The organism is Flavobacterium laiguense (assembly GCF_003097655.1).
Lineage (GTDB): Bacteria > Bacteroidota > Bacteroidia > Flavobacteriales > Flavobacteriaceae > Flavobacterium > Flavobacterium laiguense.
In genome coordinates this window covers 233,113-251,976 of the sequence record NZ_QCZH01000004.1, presented here as the reverse complement: position 1 = coordinate 251,976, position 18,864 = coordinate 233,113, and the positions used below count along the sequence as shown (strand labels likewise).

Genomic DNA, 18,864 nt, shown 5'->3' with positions numbered 1-18,864 from the left:
TCGCTCCTGCAATTAGTACGGTAGCGGGATCATTAGATACGACAGTTTCTTGCGCTTCGGATGTTCCGGCGGTAAGCTTAACAGCAATTGCAGCTACGGACAACTGTACTGGAGCGGTAACCATCAGCCATGTTGGGGACGTAACCACAGCGGGAAGTTGCGCCAATAAATTCAGCGTAGCGAGAACTTATAGAGCAACCGACGTATGCGGTAACGCATCAACATTTGTTCAAACGATCACCGTAAACGACATTATCGCTCCTGCAATTAGTACAGTAGCGGGATCATTAGATACGACAGTTTCTTGCGCTTCGGATGTTCCGGCGGTAAGCTTAACAGCAATTGCAGCTACGGACAACTGTACTGGAGCGGTAACCATCAGCCATGTTGGGGACGTAACCACAGCGGGAAGTTGCGCCAATAAATTCAGTGTAGCGAGAACCTATAGAGCAACCGACGTATGCGGTAACGCATCGACCTTTGTTCAAACGATCACCGTAAACGACATTATCGCTCCTATATTATCAGGACAAGGAGGAGCGGCGACAATTACCGGTCCAGCAGTGCCAGTATTCACGGCACCAACGGCTGCCGATGCTTGTGACAGTGCTCCAGTAATCACGTTTACCGATGCAACAGTAGCGGTAAGTGGAGGGGCGACAATAACAAGAACATGGACAGCGACTGATGCATGCGGAAATGCCTCTGTAACCGTAAGCCAAGCCATCACGGTTCTTGATGCTAATTTGCCTGTAGAGCAACCAAGTATTGCTTTGGTTAAAACGGCTCATTTAAACGATGAGAACGGAGATGGTTATGGACAAGTAGGAGAAACCATTACCTATAGTTTTGAAGTAACTAATACAGGAAATGTGCCGCTAACCAACATCACTGTATCCGATCCATTACCGGGAGTTGTAATGACAGGAGGAGCGATAACATTGGTAGTAGGAGAATCGAATACTACGAATTTTAAAGGAGTATATGCGATTACACAAGCGGATATTAATTTAGGGTCTATCTCAAATCAAGCTACGGTTTATGGCACGAGTCCAAATGGTAAAGTGGTAGAAGATAAATCGGACGTTTTGAGTTTGATAGAAGATGAACCAATTGTAGATCCAGAAGAGACATGTGTGATAAAAGTATTCAATGCTGTATCTCCAGACGAAAGCGGTGAAAATAACAGACTCTATATACAAGGACTAGAATGTTATCCAGACAATTCGGTAGAGGTCTACAACCGCTGGGGTGTATTGGTATTTGAGAGAGAGCATTATAATAATGAGGACAGGGCTTTTAGAGGAACTTCAGAAGGTCGTGTGACAGTTGATAAGTCCCAGGAGTTACCAGTAGGAACTTATTTTTATATACTAAAATATAAAGACAACAGTTCTAATACGGTTGAGAAATCAGGTTATTTGTATTTGAATAGAAAGTAAAAAGTTAATAGCCTATGAGGTCTTTAATTCTCATAGGCTTAAATGGTATTGTTGAAATTGTTTGTTTAGAACAGCTATGAAGGTTTCTTAAAAGGATAATAATGAAATTTATGATAACAAGAATAATAGGATTGATTGCACTGCTTGTTTCAGTTGCCGGTTATGCCCAACAAGATGCTCAATACACCCAGTATATGTACAATACGATAGTGGTCAATCCGGCTTATGCAGGGTCTAGGCAGTCAATGAGTATTTTTGCATTGCACCGTGCGCAGTGGGTAGGATTGGAAGGAGCACCAGTAACGAACTCAATTTCTATAAACACTCCAATTAACGGGAATAAAGTAGGTTTAGGTTTGTCAATAGTAAACGACCAGATAGGACCATCGGATGAGAATGAAATAGCTGTTGATTTCTCGTATACCATACAAGCTTTAGGGGACTATAAGATGTCCTTTGGATTAAAAGCCAGTGCCAATTTGTTAAACGTAGATTTTACCAAATTAGATCAATACCCAGGAACTCCTATTTTGGAAGAAAACATAGACAATAAATTTTCTCCTAACATTGGAGTCGGATTCTATTTGCATTCGGATAATAGCTATATCGGAATATCAGCCCCCCATTTAATAGAAACCGAACATTTTGATAAATCGGCAACATCGAGTTCAACAAGCCACATTGCTACCGAGAAAATCAATTATTACTTGATAGCAGGATATGTATTTGAATTAAGTCCGAGTGTAAAATTTAAACCGTCATTGCAAGCCAAGTACGTTCAAGGAGCGCCATTGCAAGTAGATGTATCGGCTAATTTTATGATGAATGAAAAGTTTGTCGCCGGTCTGGCTTATCGATGGAGTGCTGCGATGAGTGCCATGGTAGGATTTCAAGCCAGTGATTCGTGGTTTATAGGATACAGTTATGATTTTGATACCACTGCATTAGCCAATTATAATTCAGGTTCACACGAAATCTTTTTGCGATACGAATTGTTTAATAAATACGACAAAATTATCTCTCCAAGATTCTTCTAAAACGGATACTATGAAAATTAAAAAAATAGTTTATAGCCTGCTTTTAAGCGTTCTTTTTTTAAAAGGATTTGCACAAAAAACAACTATGGCCAAGGCAGAAGATAATTACGATCGATACGCCTATGTTGATGCTATAGCCAATTACGAGAAAGTAGCGGAGAAAGGATATCAAGACGAAAAAATGTTTCAAAAGTTAGGGAATGCCTATTATTTTAAAGCCGAATTACCTCAAGCCTTAAAATGGTATGGCCAGCTATTTACGTTGTATCCAGAGCAAGAAGCGGAATATTTTTACCGCTATTCGCAAGTCTTAAAATCGGCTGGAAATTATGCAAAAGCTGATCAAATGCTAGAGCAATTCAATGCCAAAAGCGGCAATGATAAACGAGGAACTTTATTTATTGATAATAAAAATTACCTTGAAGAGATCAAAGCCAATTCAGGTCGTTTTCAAGTGGTAGATGCAGGCGTGAATTCTGAGTTTTCAGATTATGGAAGTTCCTTTTTAGGGGATAAATTGGTTTTTGCCTCAGCTAGAGATACAGGTGGTGTTGCTAAGAAAGTATTTAAATGGACCAATACGTCCTTTACCAATTTGTATTGGTCAGAGATGAAACCAGATGGTGAAATGGGAAAGCCTGAACGGTTTGAACGCAAGATCAATTCCATGTTTAATGAATCAACACCAGTATTTACACAAGACGGTAAAACGATGTATTTTACCAGAAACAATTTTCTGGAAGGCAAGAGAGGAAGAGACGCTAATAAAAATACATTGTTAAAACTGTATAAAGCCAGTTTAAACGATAAAGGAGAGTGGGGAAATGTAATTGAGCTGCCATTTAATAGTAATCAATATAGTTTAGCACACCCAGCACTAAGCGTGGATGAGAAAACATTATATTTTGCCTCAGATATGCCGGGAACTTTAGGGCAATCGGATTTGTTCAGCGTAAAGATAAGCGCAGAGGGGAAATATGGTAAACCGGAGAACTTAGGTGCAGGAATCAATACCGAAGGCAGGGAGACATTTCCGTTTATATCGGCGGATAACGAACTGTATTTTGCCAGTGATGGACGTCCGGGCTTAGGTGGGTTGGATATTTATGTTGCAAAAATTGGTGTAAATGAGAGTTTCTACGGAATACAAAATGTGGGAGAACCAATCAATAGCAATCAAGATGATTTTGCTTTTTTAATTAACAGTAAAAAAAGATACGGTTTTTTTACTTCCAACAGAGAAGGAGGAAAAGGCTACGATGATATTTATAGATTTGTGGAGAACACAAAACTGACTTGTGAGCAAATAGTATCCGGACTCGTAACCGACCTTGATTCCGGCCAGATTCTAGCTGGAGCCAAAATGAGTTTGTTTGATGGAGATTTTAAACCATTGCAAGTTACCCAAACAGACGAAAAAGGATATTATGGTTTTCCGGTTGAATGTGGGAAAGCCTATTATGTAAGAACAGAGAAAGACGAGTACCAAACCAAAGAAGGTTCTCTTAAGACTGAAAGTTATACTGACAGTAAAGACTTTCCCGTAGTGCTAGAAAAACGTATCAAGTCAATTGCGGTTGGGACTGATTTGGCCAAAACATTGGATATTCCGATTATCTATTTTGATTTAGATAAGTCCTTTATCCGTAAGGATGCTACATTCGAGTTAGCCAAAATAGTAGTAGTGATGGAAGAATTTCCAGAGATGAAAATCGAAGTTCGTTCCCATACCGATAGCCGACAAACGGCTAAGTATAATGAGAAATTGTCGGATAGAAGAGCTAAAGCAACCGTTGCCTGGTTGGTGAAAAACGGTGTCAATTCTACTAGAATTATCGGTAAAGGCTATGGTGAATCACAATTGGTGAATCATTGTGCTGATGGCGTTAAATGTACAGAAGAAGAGCATCAAGCCAATAGACGAAGCGAGTTTATTATTGTTTCGATTAAATAATAATAAATCTAAAGGTGTAATTATTTTTTAACGATAAATTTTCGTCAGTTCGAGTGATTTTAAAAAAAATCGTATCGAGAACTAGAAAATTTATCGTTAAAAATGGGTTCTCGATACGTTTTTTGTTTCTCATCGTTGCGGGCACGAATTGCACCCGAGCAATAGCGAACAAACCAAGTAAATCAGCGCTATCTCCCGTGATTGTCTTGTCCTGATATTGGTTGACTATTTTTGGTTGTTTTATAATTTCAAAAATAGGTGATTGTAGCCGTAATATTGATAAGTGTCTTGTCCTGATATAGGTTGACTATTTTCGGATTTGCAAAATCATCCCAAAAACAAACTACTTTCCCCATAATGCCCAATGCCCAAATTCGTTGCACTAGCTGTTGTAGGAAGTCCTTTATTTTTATTCTTTAGATTTCTTAATGTTCAAAGCTTTCTGTTTTATCCATTGAATTGAAATATCAACAGTTGCTGTAATATCGCCGGAAGAAGTATTGTGTCCTAATGTTGAAAACAAAGTATATTCGAAAGGTTTGCCTTGAACTTTGAATGTATTTAGTTGCTCTATACATAACTTTACTGGAATTTGGATATCTTTCTCGCCAAAAAGCCAAAGCCCTGGAATTGAAAGTGTATTCAAAGAAATTTTTGGATCAGTTGCTGTAAACTGATACCTGTCTGGGTCATTTTTAGTATGTTCACGAGCATCTGATTCTGTATGATTTTCCCAAAATTTATTGTTTCCATTAGTATAAAACTGAAATCGCAGTTGTTCTAGGGTTGTAATTGTCGGGCAACTAAATAAAACCATAAATTCTATTTGTGGATTTTTGCTTGCAGCAATTGGGATTATCCATCCTGCTTGACTGAAGCCAACTAATCCAATTGGTGTTTTTTTATCTTTCAAATAAGTTCGAAATATATTTACTGCTGCATTTGCATCGTGAGATAATAAATTAAGATTAGTAGTGTCAATATTATTCGTGCCAACAGATGGTCCTACATATACACCGCCTGATTCTCCAACTCCACGTTTATCATATGTCAATACGGCAATACCTTCTTTCGCAAGACGTTTAGCGAACTCCATTTCTCTTTTTACAGGATCAGATCCATGAACAATTACAACTGCAGCAATTGTTTTTTTAGGCGTTAAAATTGAGCCTGCAAGAGTGACGCCTTGACTTTCAAACTTTACATCTTGAATGGTAAAGTCAGCCGATTGAGAAAATACCATTTCTGGTAAAGTTATTAATAGTAACCAAAGAAATAAGTTAGAAGAAAAGTTTATGTTCATTTTAGTTTAATATAAAAATTACGTTAGATTCTCCAGTCTGCGTTAGTATTGCCTTCAACGTCGCTCCTAATTTTCCGGTTATGTTAAAATCAAAACCCCTCAGTAATTCCGCTTCGCCATCAATAACATTTCGCAATCCGCGATCATTGGTCAAATCCGCTTGAATAACTTTAACCATAGTTTGGGTAAGTCGACTAACCATCCTGCTGTCTGAGGAATTCAGAAGTAAAGTACGCAATGTCAAACGCAAGGTTTTACCTGTCTTACCCGCTCTTCCAAATTCTGAACCATTTTCTCTTGTTCGCTGAAACGCAGGATCGTTGGCAATTCTGTTCGCATCAATGCCACCTTTCTCACGGGCAATATACCCATCTTTTGTTTTATAAAAAGTAATATCCCCGATAGTACCTTTCAATTTAATTATGCCTTTCTGTTTTGCCATAACGGTTTAAAATTTAAGTTTAAAAATGATTTTACTACTCTTTCATCCTGAATATTCGTTGCAACTAAATCGGGAATGATCTGAGCAAAGATTTCATCATTTAAATTAAATTTCAAAGGGGCTATGTCAAAAACGGTAGTAAAAAGCCTATGATAACACTTTTTAGTCACTTGAGGACAACGTTATTTTAGTAACTTTGTTCTAGTCAGTTAGAGGTACTCAAAGCCGTATCCTAAGTATGGATAATGTATTAAAAATAAATAAAACAGTGATATTAAGAAACATCTGGGTATGCATTTATCCAAAAGATGTACAACTATTACCGGTAAAACATACAGTCAGGCAAGGTTGTATTTAAATAAAATTAAAGACAACTTGAATAAAGAACCACGTCAATTAATTTCCATAGGGGAATTTTGTTCTTATTCAGGCCTTCAGTTAGAACATGTTTTTACCAATTACACTCAACAGGTTAAAATCTAGTCTCATTAGATCCTTTCCTTCTGAAGCTCTTCAGGGAGAAAGGTTTTTTTTGAGCGTTTTTATCGATATAGGTATTATTTGTTTTTAAAAAGGACTACCAAACTTTCAAAATGGTATCTTTGTATTAGTGATTTTTGACTTTCATTAAATAGAAAGTCTTAGGTTTTAATTTAATTCAATACGTAATATGCGATTATTTCTTGGTTGTTTCCTTTTTTTATCATTTTTTAAAGGTTTTTCTCAAGGGAATGAATTTTCAATTGATACATTACATATTAAAATTGATTCGCTTTATAGAGAAGATCAATTCTATAGCGGAGTTATTTATAATTCACTTTTAAATCAGCCTGCAGATTTTTCGCAGAATAAAATTTCATTTGGTTTTTCACTCGGTTTTCTTAGAGACATGCCCGTAAATAAAAGCCGAACGGTTGCAATAGCCCCGGGTATTGGTTTTGCCTATAATAATTATATTCAAAATCTATCTATCACGGGTACAAATCAAAATCCTATTTATGCCATAATTCCTTCCAAGGTGAATTATGACAGAAATAAGTTTGAACAGTTATTGGTAGAAATGCCAATTGAATTTAGATGGCGTACTTCAACACCGGAAATATATAAGTTCTGGAGAATTTACGGGGGATTTAAACTAAGTTATTTGTTGATGGACAAGTCGGTTTATGAAGACGATCAAACAAAGGTTAAGATTAAAAACAATAAAGATTTTAATGATTTACTTTATGGAGCTTATATTTCTACGGGATACAACACGATAAATTTATATGCCTATTATGGTTTAAATTCTCTTTTTAAATCAACTGCAAAAATCAATAATGAGACTATTGAATTGCAAACTTTGAGCATTGGGCTCCAATTTTATATTTTATAGCCACAAAAACAGCAACAGCAATTGGGAAATACTTCCAATCAAAAGGCCAATCAGAAGCTCTTTTGGGGAATGTGCCTTCATTTCTAAACGGGAAGAAGCTACAAAACCAGTACTTATAACAAAAAAAACAACCATGTAAATGGCATTTGCCTGGTGGTGAATATTCAATCCAAAAACAAATACGGTTAAAGAAGATACGGCCAACATATGCAAGCTGACCTTAATGTTGAAAAACAAGGAGACGAGAGCGGTTAAGGTGCTTAATAAAGCGCCCAGAAAGAAAAAATGAAGTTCTGGGTATCTTTCAATAGTGATGCTTTTTTGAACCAAGAGGATGATTATAAAGCATTGCAACAATAAAGGGATTTTACGTTGATCAATATTGGGAATCATAATCGAATCTACTTTGCCGGTGGAGCGTAAAAACAGATAAAATACTATTGGTATAAATATTGTTAGTGTTATTATTTGTGTCAATATAATAGTGATTTCTTCTACTCTAAAATTAGAAATGCCAAATAAAAAATAGACGGAAGTGGCCATGGCCGGTATGAATAGCGGATGAAAAATATAGGAAAAAAGGGGGAGTATTTTTTTCAAGTTTCAAAAGGGTATTTGAAGATTGTTTATTAGAATGTAGATTAAAACAAATGATAACAGCTTTCGGGTTTATATTTTTCTTCTCATTCGAGCCACAGGAATTTCTAGCTGTTCCCTATATTTAGCAATGGTTCTTCGCGCAATTGGATATCCTTTGTCTTTTAGGATTTCAGCCAAAAGATCGTCTGCTAAAGGTTTTTGCTTGTCTTCTTCTTCAATGATGGTTTTAAGTATATTCTTGATTTCAAGTGTTGACACATCTTCGCCCTGATCATTTTTCATGGCTTCTGAGAAGAATTCTTTGATGAGTTTGGTGCCATAAGGCGTTTCGACATATTTACTGTTGGCAACCCTAGAAACGGTTGAGATGTCCAAACCAACCCTATCGGCAATGTCTTTTAAAATCATGGGTTTTATCTTGGTTTCATCGCCGTCAAGTAAATATTCCTGTTGGTAATGCATAATGGCGTTCATGGTAACAAATAAGGTGTCCTGACGCTGTTTTATAGCGTCAATAAACCATTTGGCCGAGTCCAGTTTTTGTTTGATAAACTGAACCGCATCTTTTTGGGAATTCGATTTGTCTTTAGAATCCTTATACGTTTGCATCATTTCTTGGTAATCTTTAGAAACGTGCAATGCAGGGGCATTTCTGCCATTTAAGGTTAGTTCTAACTCACCATCGATTATGCGAATGGTAAAGTCGGGAACTACGTTTTCTGTGATTTTATTATTTCCGGCAAATGACCCGCCTGGTTTAGGATTGAGTCTTTCTATTTCATGAATTGCCTTTCTAAGCTGCTCATTGGAAATATTGAATTTTTGAACCAATTTGTCGTAATGTTTTCTGGCAAAAGCATCAAACTGTTGTTCGATGATAGCGGTGGCCAAATCAACGGATTCTGTTGGGGTTTTATGCTTTAATTGCAGTAATAAACATTCTTGTAAATCACGGGCACCCACTCCTGTTGGCTCTAATTCATGGATGATTTGAAGGATACTTTCAACCTGTTTTTCATTGGTATACAAACCTTGCGTAAAGGCCATGTCGTCAACAATGTCTGGGGTACTTCTGCGAATGTAACCCATATCGTCAATGCTTCCCACCAAAAATTCGGCGATATCACGCTCTTCGTCACTTAATATAAAAGTGTTTAATTGATTGATTAAATCTTGATGAAAACTTACGGGAGCAGCAAAAGGAGTTTCCCTGTCGTCATCGTCATCGCTGTAGTTATTGACTTGGGTTTTATAATCTGGGGTCTCGTCACTACTTAAGTAATCGTCTAAGTTGATGTCTTCGGCATCTACTCTGTCTGCTTCCGAATCATCATAATCGTCATACTGCTCATTCTCAAACTCGTCTTTTTCATAAATGTCCTCCTCTTTTCCAGTTTCTAAAGCAGGATTCTCATTCATTTCTTCCAATAAACGTTGTTCAAATGCTTGCGTAGGCAACTGAATTAACTTCATCAGCTGAATTTGCTGTGGAGATAATTTCTGTGATATTTTTAAATTTAAAAACTGCTTTAGCATTGATATGACAAGGTTTGTTAAGCCACTAAGACGCAAAGGCGCAAAGTTTTTATTTTGTTAAAAAGAGAAAAGAGACAAAGGTTTTTTGTTAGTAATTTTTCTTTTTTGTGTTAATAAATCTTCTGATGCCATTTTTTACAAGTGGTACATTAAAGTTAATTAAAAACCCTAAATCTTTATTTAATAATTTCAAATGACTTATTATTTGTGCTTCCCAAACGGGATTGACTTTTTCGACAGATTTTATTTCTATAATAATACAGTCTTCAATGAATAAATCTAACCGTAATCCTTCATCAAACTCAAGTCCGTCATAAACAATTGGAATGTCAATTTGTCTTTTAACATCTAATCCAGCTTTCCTGATTTCGTGAGCTAAGCAAGCTTCATATACTCTTTCTAATAATCCGGGTCCAAGTTCTTTATGAACCTTAAAGGCAGAATGTACAATTATCTTAGCAATCTCTTCAGTTCTTTCTGTAATCATTGTTAATTGCTTTTAATTGCTGCTAAGGCACAAAGGCGCCAAGTTATTAATTCTAAAAACTTTAAATTTTTCTTAGAGCCTTTGTGTTTTTGCTACAAAAATATTTATCACGTTAAAAAAAACTTAGTGTCTTAGAGTCTTCGAAGCAAAAAACCTTTAAGTTTTTCTTAGCGTCTTTGAGCCTTCGTGCAAAAAAAATATTAGTGGTGAAAAATTAAAACTCCGCACTTCCAGGTGTTCTTGGGAAAGGAATTACGTCACGAATATTTGTCATTCCAGTTACAAAAAGTACCAATCTTTCGAATCCAAGTCCAAAACCAGAGTGAACCGCAGAACCGAATCGTCTAGTGTCTAGGTACCACCATAATTCTTCTTCGTCTATTCCTAAGACTCTCATTTTTTCGACCAAAACATCAAAACGCTCTTCTCTTTGAGAACCTCCTACGATTTCTCCAATTCCAGGGAAAAGTATGTCCATCGCACGAACTGTTTTTCCGTCTTCGTTCAAACGCATGTAGAAAGCTTTGATGTTTGCTGGGTAATCAAACAAGATTACCGGACATTTAAAGTGTTTCTCTACCAAATAACGCTCGTGTTCCGATTGTAAATCAGCTCCCCATTCGTTAATGATATAGTTGAATTTTTTCTTTTTGTTTGGAGTAGAATCTCTTAAAATATCAATTGCTTCGGTGTAGGATACACGTTTGAAATTGTTTTCTATTACAAAACCTAATTTTTCCAACAATGGCATTTCACTTCTCTCAGCTTGTGGTTTTGATTTTTCTTCTTCAGTCAAACGACCTTCCAAGAATTTCAAATCATCGCCACAGTGATCCACTGCATATTTCACTACATATTTAATGAAATCTTCGGCAAGATCCATATTATCAGTCAAATCATTGAAAGCCACTTCGGGTTCAATCATCCAAAACTCAGCCAAGTGACGGGAAGTATTCGAGTTCTCCGCTCTAAAAGTTGGTCCAAAAGTATATACTTGGCCTAAAGCCATAGCGTAGGTTTCGGCAACCAATTGTCCAGAAACGGTCAGGCAAGTTTCTTTACCAAAGAAATCTTGTTTGAAGTCCACATTTCCTTCTTCATTTTTTGGTGCGTTTTCAGAAGGCAAAGTAGTTACTTTAAACATTTCACCTGCGCCTTCAGCATCTGTTCCAGTAATAATCGGCGTGTTTACATAGACAAAACCTTTTTCTTGAAAATATTGGTGTACTGCAAATGACAATACCGAACGCACACGCATAATCGCTCCAAAAGCATTCGTACGCACACGTAAATGTGCATTTTCACGCAAGAATTCCAAAGAGTGTTTCTTTGGTTGTATTGGGAATTTCTCGGCATCCGAATCACCAAGGATTTCGATTCTCTTAACTTGAATTTCATATTTCTGACCAGCACCTTTGCTTTCTACTAAGTCACCAGTCACAGAAACTGCCGCACTAGTAGTGATTCTTTTCAAAGTTTCCTCTGGTGTATTCTCAAAATCGACAACACATTGTATATTATTAATGGTAGAACCATCATTTAAAGCAATAAACTGATTATTTCTAAAAGTTCTAACCCAACCTTTTGCATTAATTTCCTGTAACGTCGTTGTACTGTTTAGTAAGTCTTTAACTTTTGTGTGTCTCATTTTAATATTAGATTTTAGAGTTCAGATTTTAGATTAAAACAAAAATCGGTGTTTTAATCTAAATGCAAATATAAATGATTTGTTTGTAATTGTCATGGTGAGCAATGGAGTAATCAAAATGTAATTGGATGATAAACCTAGTTTGGAGCTATCCCGATAGCTATCGGGACCTGTTATCCGCTATATCTTTTACTTCTATAAAGGAAAAAGTAAAAGGTAATTGCGAGAGCAATTCGACTATCAGAGCTTTTTCGGTGAAATTTAGGTAGTTTTAGGAGGTGAAAATTCTTTTTTTCTACCCAAATTACTATAATTAATTTTTATTTTTCAACTCTGCAAATGTACTTACAGCATATAGAGGATAAATCGAAATATCTTCCAAACTCGAAAAATTTTCCAATGAAAACCGAACTCCTTTTTGAATGTTTTTTTCCTTCAAGAATAGGCGTAAACTTTGCATAGCGCCACTCTTGGATGATTTGATTTCCACGGGAATAATGGCTGTGTTTTGTTGAACAATATAATCTACTTCGGCATTAGCCGTTTTGTTTTCCCGATGCCAATAATAAAGTTCGTTTTGTGAAAACGGACTGCTGTATTTTAACCATTCTAAACCAAAAAATAACTCTGCAATGGCTCCTTTGTTTATAACCTCAAAATGGCTTTTCAAAATTATATCTGAAATGTCCAATCCCAAAACACGTTGAAAAATACCCGTGTCTAATAATAGTATTTTTCGCTTTTTTAAATCTATTTCAGCACCAAGAGGGATGCCGTTTGCAGCAGTGTGGGTTACCGGAATGACAAGCCCAGAAAGTATAAGCAGGTGCAACGCTTCTTTTATTTGTAAATTGGTTAGATGATTGCCGATTTTTATATAAATAAATTTCGCGCCCATTTGCTTAGAAACCGATTCGAATACTTCATTGATTCTTGTGGATGGAACTTTCTTTTTGTATTTGATGAAATCACTTTTTAACGATAAAAGTAAATCATCTAATACCTGTTGTGCTTCCAGAAGACTTTTGTTTACTATAAATCGAGCGACAACTTCCGGCATTCCGCCCACGAGTAGAAATTGTTTAAAATAGTCGATTAGTTTTTGATGAAAAATGGCGTCCAATGGGAATTCAGCACTTGCTTTTTTCTTTAGTTCCAGTAGCCGCTCTTCATTCATTGCGCCAAGAAATTCATCAAATGATAAAGGATAAATAAATATCGTTCTAATTCTCCCAACTCCAAATGAAGGTAATGTTTCTAAAGCAAATTCTAATAAAGAACCTGCGGCAATAACATGTAAATTTGGTTTTTGTTCGTAAAAATAGCGTAAGGCAGTGATGGCATTGGGACAAGATTGAATTTCGTCTAAAAATAGCAATGTTTTTCCTTCTTCTATCGGGATGTTGAATGCTATTTCGAGTTTAGAGCAAATGCTATCTATACTATTGTTTTCGTTGAACAAAGTATGAATGGCACTATTTTCTTCTAGATTTATTTCTAAGAAATAAGAAAATGATTTTCCTATATTCCGTACTGATGATGACTTGCCAACCTGTCTTGCTCCTCGTAACAATAACGGCTTTTTATATATGTCATTCATCCAGGAACTCAAATGACTGTCAATAAATCTATTAATGTATTTTTTTGTATTTTTCATAGGCAAAAAAATGAGCTAAATGATATTTAGTAGAGGCAAATATAGATCAAAAATGACAAAAAACACACCCGAAAATTAAAAATATAAATTTTAGGGTGCTACTAATGAGCCGTTATTTTGTAATGGCAACAAATGTATTTCAGAAAACCACTCCTATTTTTTTTCGAAATCGTCAATCTCTTCGTCTGTAAATTCGAGGACTTCAATTTTTGGCTCAATAAATTCCTGTTCGTTCGCAATAGTTTTGTTCAAGGTTAAAACCAATGCAGGCAACAACATCAAATTAGACAACATTCCGAATAATAAAGTCAGTGAAATCAGACCTCCAAGAGCAATGGTTCCCCCAAAACTCGAAAGCATAAATACTGAAAATCCGAAGAACAAAACGATAGAAGTATAAAACATACTCAGACCCGATTCGCTAAAGGTAGCGTAAACGGATTTCTTGATCTTCCAGTTGTTTTTTCTGAGCTCCTCTCGGTATTGAGCCAGGAATCGAACGGTATCATCGACCGAAAGTCCAAACGCGATACCGAAAACCAAAATCGTAGAAGGTTTTAAAGGAATATCCAAAAAACCCATGATTCCTGCGGTAAGCAACAACGGCAAGAGATTTGGTATTATCGAAACTAACACCATTTTGACTGAACGAAACATAAACGCTATCAAAAGTGCAGTTAGGAAAAAGGCAAATAGCAAAGAAGAAAGCAAGTTGTCAAGTAAATATCCAGTTCCTTTTTGAAACACCAATGCTTTTCCCGTAATAATTACATTGTATTGGTCGGGCGGAAAAAGTATATCTGCTTTTCTGCGAATTTCGGATTCAATAATAGGGATTCTGCTGCCGCTTTCGTCACGCATAAACGTGGTAATTCTTGCCACTTGTCCTGTAGCATCGACATAACTTTTCATCAAGTTTTCTTTGGAATCCTTCGTGGCATTTTTGGCAAAGGATAATATAAAGGCCTGCTCCTGAGAAGTGGGTAAATCGTAATAATCAGGATTTCCGTTGTAATACGCCTGTTTGGAGAATTTTACCAAATTGACAATCGAAATTGGTTTTGAAAGCTCTGGGATTTCTTCAATCGTTTTTTGAAGTTCATCCATTTTTTTCAAAGTAGACAGTTTCATGACCCCTTTTTTGCGTTTGGTGTCGATCATTATTTCTAATGGCATCACCCCGTCAAATTCTTTTTCAAAAAACACAATATCCTTGAAAAAATCTTCTTTTTTGGGCATGTCTTCAATCAAACTGCCTGAAATGCGCATTTGAAAGATACCAATGATACTAATAACCAAAAGACTTACGGCTACTACATAAATAGAGAAACGGTTGTATTTTACGTTTCTTAGAATCCAATCCATGAAACGCTTAATGGAATTTCTGTCCAAATGCTCCAAATGTCTTTCTACTGGCGCAGGGGCATAACTGTGTAAAATTGGAATAGTAATAATACATAGAATGAAAAGCATCAAAATGTTGATGGAAGTCACATTCCCAAATTCTATAAGCAGTTTGTTGTTGGAAGATATGAAGGTGAAAAAACCTATCGCGGTGGTCACATTGGTCATCAAGGTTGCCATTCCGACTTTTGTGGTTACACGCTGTAATGCTTTGGCTTTGTTTCCGTGAATTTTGTATTCCTGGTGGTATTTGTTGGTTAGGAAAATACAGTTGGGAATCCCGATAACAATCATCAAGGTTGGGACCATCGCGGTTAGCACCGTAATCTCATAATTTAATAATCCCAAAATACCAAAAGACCACATTACGCTAATGATCACAATGAATAGCGAAATCATTGTGGCTCTAAAACTTCTGAAAAAGTAAAAGAACAATAGGGACGTTATAAATAAAGCGGCCCCGATGAAAAGTCCGATTTCTTTTAAGATGGTTTGTGCATTCAGCGTTCGAATGTAAGGCATTCCTGAAACACGAAGTTTGATGTCGGTTTCTTTTTCGAAGACTTTTATGGCAGGGATCAGTTCGTTGAGCACATAATTTTTTCTCTCGGGAGTGTTTACAATCTTTTTGTCAAGGTAAACCGCAGAGCGAATACTTCCGGATCTTTTATTGAAAAGCAATCCTTCGTAGAAAGGGAGTTTGTTAAAAAGTTCGTGCTTTATTTTTTGAAGATAGTCTTTGTCCAGTGTTTTGCTTTGGTCAATAAACGGAACCAGTTCGAATTTTTCAAGGGTTTCATTTTTTTGCAATTTTTTCAAGTCATTCAATGAAATAACCAAATCAATGTCTTTGTTTGATTTGATCGTGTTCATTAATTTTACCCAAGAGGCATATACTTTTGGGGTGAATATGGCGTCATTTTTTACGCCAATGACAATCAGGTTTCCTTCTTCGCCAAATTTATTCAGAAAGGAATTGTATTGAATGTTGACGATATTGTCGGCTGGTAATAAATTGGCTTCGGTATGGGTGAAATGGATGTTTTTCCATTGCATCGCCAAAAGTGCCGTAATTAGTGCAATTATCGACAACATTAGTATTCTATTTCTAAGAACAACTCTAGCGATTAATTCCCAAAATCCCAGACTAAACCATTTTTTCATATTGAAATTTTTAACGCGGCAAATTTACAAAAAGCGATACAGTTATTTTGCTTTTTTAAGCATTTGATTTGCAGTTTTTTTTGAGCGTATGTTATTGATGGAATTAAATTTCGGTTACTATTTAAAATTGTTTGATTATTAATAGATTTGTTTTTCTCATCTTTGTTTTTTGAAAATTAATTGGGCACTATTACAGGTATGAAAAATTATAAGAATACAGTTTTTTATTTGGTTATCACTGGCGGTTTTTCTGCTCTAATTTACTGGATTATACTACAAGGGAAACATTTAGAAATATCCAAAACGATACTTACTCCTACAGCTACTAATGATTCTTGGGGAGATTTTGTGGTATCGATGGTGCATAATATAAAAGATCCATTGGCTATTTTATTGGCACAAATCATAATGATTATATTGGTGGCCCGTTTTTTTGGATGGGTTTTCAAAAAAATAGGACAGCCTTCGGTAATTGGCGAAATTATTGCCGGTATTGCTTTGGGACCATCCCTGTTGGGGGCGTATTTTCCTGAATTTTCGGCGGGTTTATTTCCAGTTGAGTCTTTGCCAAATTTAAAATTTTTGAGCCAAATCGGTCTGATACTTTTTATGTTCGTTATTGGAATGGAACTCGATATCAAAGTGTTGAAAAACAGGGCGAAAGAGGCCATTGTCATAAGTCATGCCAGTATTGTGATTCCATTTGCTTTAGGAATCGGATTGGCCTATTTTGTTTACAATCGATTTGCTCCAGAGGGAGTTAAGTTTCTTTCTTTCAGTTTGTTCATGGGAATTGCCATGAGTATTACTGCATTTCCTGTTTTGGCACGAATTGTTCAAGAAAGAGGAATGCACAAAACTAAACTGGGTGCTATTGCAATTACATGTGCCGCCGCCGATGATATTACGGCTTGGTGTTTATTGGCCGTGGTAATTGCGATTGTAAAGGCAGGAACCTTTGTAAGTTCACTATATATTATTTCGTTGGCTTTGCTTTATGTTCTCTTGATGATCTTTCTGGTGAAACCTTTTTTGAAAAGAATTGGGGACTTATATGGGGACAAAGACAGTTTGAGTAAACCTGTAGTGGCTATCTTTTTTCTGACGTTGATTATTTCTTCTTATGCTACCGAGCTAGTAGGGATTCACGCATTGTTTGGTGCTTTTATGATGGGAAGTATCATGCCGGATGTTGCCAAATTCAGAACCGTTTTTATAGAAAAAGTGGAGGATGTTTCAGTTTTATTGTTACTTCCGTTGTTTTTTGTTTTTACAGGATTAAGAACAGAAATAGGATTGATTAATGATCCTTATCTTTGGAAAGTTACTGGTTTTATTATATTGGTTGCGGTAGTGGGTAAATTTTTAGGAAGCGCTTTGGCAGCAAAATTTGTTGGACAAAGTTGGAGAAATAGTTTAATCATTGGCGCCTTGATGAATACAAGAGGCTTAATGGAACTAATCGTTCTTAATATAGGACTTGAACTTAAAGTGCTTACACCTGAGGTTTTTACGATGATGGTAATCATGGCACTGGTGACCACTTTTATGACTGGTCCAGCTTTGGATGTAATTAATTATATTTTTAAAACCACAGATGTAACAGATCATGAAGAGGAAATAAACCATAGTAAATACCGAATTTTAATCTCCTTTGGAAACAACGAAAAAGGGAAATCGCTGTTGCGTTTGGCCAATAGTTTGGTAAAAAAACAAAAAGCTAAAGCCAGTATTACCGCTTTGCATTTATCGTTAAGTGATGAAATTCACACCTTTAATATGGAGGATAAAGAGAAAAATAGTTTTAGTCCGATTGTAGAAGAGGCAACTATTTTAAAACAAGAAATCACGACTATTTTTAAGGCAACTATTGATATAGAAACCGAAATAACGGATATTGCCAATCAAGGAGACTATGATTTATTATTGGTAGGTTTAGGAAAGTCTATTTTTGAAGGAACCATTTTAGGAAAAGTGATTGGGTTTACTACCCGAATTATCAATCCAGAACGATTAATAGATAAGTTTACCGGTAAGGAAGGTTTGTTTGCCAATTCCCCATTTGATGAAAGAACAAGACAAATTGTTTTGAAAGCCAAAATGCCTTTGGGAGTTTTGATAGACAAAGACTTGCAACAAGTAAATCATGTTTTTATGCCCATTTTTGGTGCCGAAGATTCCTTTTTGATTGATTACGCACAAAAGTTAATTTATAATAATGATTCTACGGTTGCTTTCTTGGACATCAATGGTCACATTGATTCTAACTTTGTAATGGAAAGCGCGATCAGTTCGTTAAAGCAAAAATTCCCAAATAATATTATTTTGGATGATGAATCCATTCTTAAAATGGATTTCTTAGAGAGACAAGATCTAATGATTGTGAGTCTGGAAAGTTGGAAGGATTTGTTGGATTCTCGCTCTGTTTGGCTGAGCGGAGTTCCTTCGGTGTTGATTATAAAACCTTAATTGTGAATTGGATTCTACTTATTATAGCAGGTTTTTTTGAAGTAGGTTTTGCTACCTGTTTGGGCAAAGCCAAAGAAACCTCTGGAATGACATCTACTTTGTGGATGATTGGATTTTTCATAGCCCTTTCTGTCAGTATGGCTTTATTGTACAAAGCTTCACAAACGTTGCCAATTGGCACCGCTTATGCAGTTTGGACCGGCATTGGAGCAGTAGGGACAGTTCTGGTAGGTATTTTTGTCTTCAAAGAACCCGCTACTTTCTGGAGGCTTTTTTTCTTGTTTACTTTGATAACGTCTATAATTGGGCTGAAATTTGTGTCGTCACATTAAATGTAAAAAAGCTT

At 36.1% G+C, this 18,864-nt stretch carries 13 protein-coding genes and 1 pseudogene; 6 read left to right on the top strand and 8 right to left on the bottom strand.

Going from position 1 to position 18,864, the window contains the following annotated elements; genetic code table 11:
• The 3 genes from DB891_RS06320 to DB891_RS06310 form a co-directional block, all read left to right on the top strand.
• Positions 1-1,442, top strand: a 1,442-nt coding sequence (locus tag DB891_RS06320; protein ID WP_189337109.1) for a DUF7507 domain-containing protein, incomplete at its 5' end; no start/stop codon positions are given.
• Positions 1,443-1,552: 110 nt separating this feature from the next.
• On the top strand, positions 1,553-2,479 hold the full coding sequence (locus tag DB891_RS06315; RefSeq protein ID WP_116761731.1) for a PorP/SprF family type IX secretion system membrane protein: 927 nt from the start codon (positions 1,553-1,555) through the stop codon (positions 2,477-2,479).
• A 10-nt stretch (positions 2,480-2,489) separates the two neighbouring features.
• Positions 2,490-4,433, top strand: coding sequence for an OmpA family protein (locus DB891_RS06310; RefSeq protein WP_116761696.1), 1,944 nt, complete (start codon positions 2,490-2,492; stop codon positions 4,431-4,433).
• Positions 4,434-4,842: 409 nt separating this feature from the next.
• On the opposite strand, the gene DB891_RS06305 is transcribed toward DB891_RS06310, so the two are convergent.
• Complete coding sequence (locus DB891_RS06305; RefSeq protein WP_116761694.1) at positions 4,843-5,736, bottom strand: alpha/beta hydrolase family protein; 894 nt, start codon at positions 5,734-5,736, stop codon at positions 4,843-4,845.
• Between the two features lie 40 nt (positions 5,737-5,776).
• Positions 5,777-6,178, bottom strand: a pseudogene (locus tag DB891_RS06300) (hypothetical protein); the annotation flags it as partial.
• Positions 6,179-6,848: 670 nt separating this feature from the next.
• Between DB891_RS06300 and DB891_RS06290 the strand changes: the two are divergent.
• Positions 6,849-7,553 (top strand): porin family protein, encoded by a 705-nt coding sequence (locus tag DB891_RS06290; RefSeq protein WP_116761692.1) that lies wholly within the window; start codon positions 6,849-6,851, stop codon positions 7,551-7,553.
• Here DB891_RS06290 and DB891_RS06285 read toward each other — a convergent pair.
• From DB891_RS06285 to DB891_RS06260, 6 genes are all read right to left on the bottom strand, one after another.
• Positions 7,548-8,153: a hypothetical protein gene (locus tag DB891_RS06285; protein ID WP_116761690.1), complete on the bottom strand. Its 606-nt coding sequence runs from the start codon at positions 8,151-8,153 to the stop codon at positions 7,548-7,550. The genes DB891_RS06290 and DB891_RS06285 overlap by 6 nt on opposite strands.
• A 69-nt stretch (positions 8,154-8,222) precedes the next feature.
• Positions 8,223-9,689 carry an RNA polymerase factor sigma-54 gene (gene rpoN / locus DB891_RS06280; protein WP_116761688.1) on the bottom strand — a complete coding sequence of 489 codons (1,467 nt, stop codon included), beginning with the start codon at positions 9,687-9,689 and terminating at the stop codon, positions 8,223-8,225.
• A gap of 88 nt (positions 9,690-9,777) precedes the next feature.
• On the bottom strand, positions 9,778-10,176 hold the full coding sequence (locus DB891_RS06275; RefSeq protein WP_116761686.1) for a GxxExxY protein: 399 nt from the start codon (positions 10,174-10,176) through the stop codon (positions 9,778-9,780).
• Positions 10,177-10,390: 214 nt separating this feature from the next.
• On the bottom strand, positions 10,391-11,824 hold the full coding sequence (gene asnS, locus DB891_RS06270) for an asparagine--tRNA ligase (protein ID WP_116761684.1): 1,434 nt from the start codon (positions 11,822-11,824) through the stop codon (positions 10,391-10,393).
• Between the two features lie 313 nt (positions 11,825-12,137).
• Positions 12,138-13,481 (bottom strand): ATP-binding protein, encoded by a 1,344-nt coding sequence (locus DB891_RS06265; protein ID WP_116761682.1) that lies wholly within the window; start codon positions 13,479-13,481, stop codon positions 12,138-12,140.
• A gap of 153 nt (positions 13,482-13,634) precedes the next feature.
• A complete protein-coding gene (locus tag DB891_RS06260) occupies positions 13,635-16,049 on the bottom strand; it encodes an efflux RND transporter permease subunit (protein ID WP_116761680.1) in 2,415 nt (804 codons plus the stop codon).
• Between the two features lie 198 nt (positions 16,050-16,247).
• On the opposite strand from DB891_RS06260, the gene DB891_RS06255 reads away from it, so the two are divergent.
• A complete protein-coding gene (locus DB891_RS06255) occupies positions 16,248-18,518 on the top strand; it encodes a cation:proton antiporter domain-containing protein (RefSeq protein ID WP_116761678.1) in 2,271 nt (756 codons plus the stop codon).
• A gap of 2 nt (positions 18,519-18,520) precedes the next feature.
• A complete protein-coding gene (locus tag DB891_RS06250) occupies positions 18,521-18,850 on the top strand; it encodes a DMT family transporter (protein WP_116761676.1) in 330 nt (109 codons plus the stop codon).
• Positions 18,851-18,864 lie beyond the last annotated feature (14 nt).

Excerpts from the sequence above, each read along its gene's own strand:
- DB891_RS06275 (WP_116761686.1), bottom strand. The coding sequence starts at position 10,176 with ATGATTACAGAAAGAACTGAAGAGATTGCTAAGATAATTGTACATTCT.
- DB891_RS06255 (WP_116761678.1), top strand. The coding sequence starts at position 16,248 with ATGAAAAATTATAAGAATACAGTTTTTTATTTGGTTATCACTGGCGGT.
- DB891_RS06290 (WP_116761692.1), top strand. The coding sequence starts at position 6,849 with ATGCGATTATTTCTTGGTTGTTTCCTTTTTTTATCATTTTTTAAAGGT.
- DB891_RS06315 (WP_116761731.1), top strand. The coding sequence starts at position 1,553 with ATGATAACAAGAATAATAGGATTGATTGCACTGCTTGTTTCAGTTGCC.
- asnS (WP_116761684.1), bottom strand. The coding sequence starts at position 11,824 with ATGAGACACACAAAAGTTAAAGACTTACTAAACAGTACAACGACGTTA.
- DB891_RS06265 (WP_116761682.1), bottom strand. The coding sequence starts at position 13,481 with ATGAAAAATACAAAAAAATACATTAATAGATTTATTGACAGTCATTTG.
- DB891_RS06260 (WP_116761680.1), bottom strand. The coding sequence starts at position 16,049 with ATGAAAAAATGGTTTAGTCTGGGATTTTGGGAATTAATCGCTAGAGTT.
- DB891_RS06305 (WP_116761694.1), bottom strand. The coding sequence starts at position 5,736 with ATGAACATAAACTTTTCTTCTAACTTATTTCTTTGGTTACTATTAATA.
- rpoN (WP_116761688.1), bottom strand. The coding sequence starts at position 9,689 with ATGCTAAAGCAGTTTTTAAATTTAAAAATATCACAGAAATTATCTCCA.
- DB891_RS06310 (WP_116761696.1), top strand. The coding sequence starts at position 2,490 with ATGAAAATTAAAAAAATAGTTTATAGCCTGCTTTTAAGCGTTCTTTTT.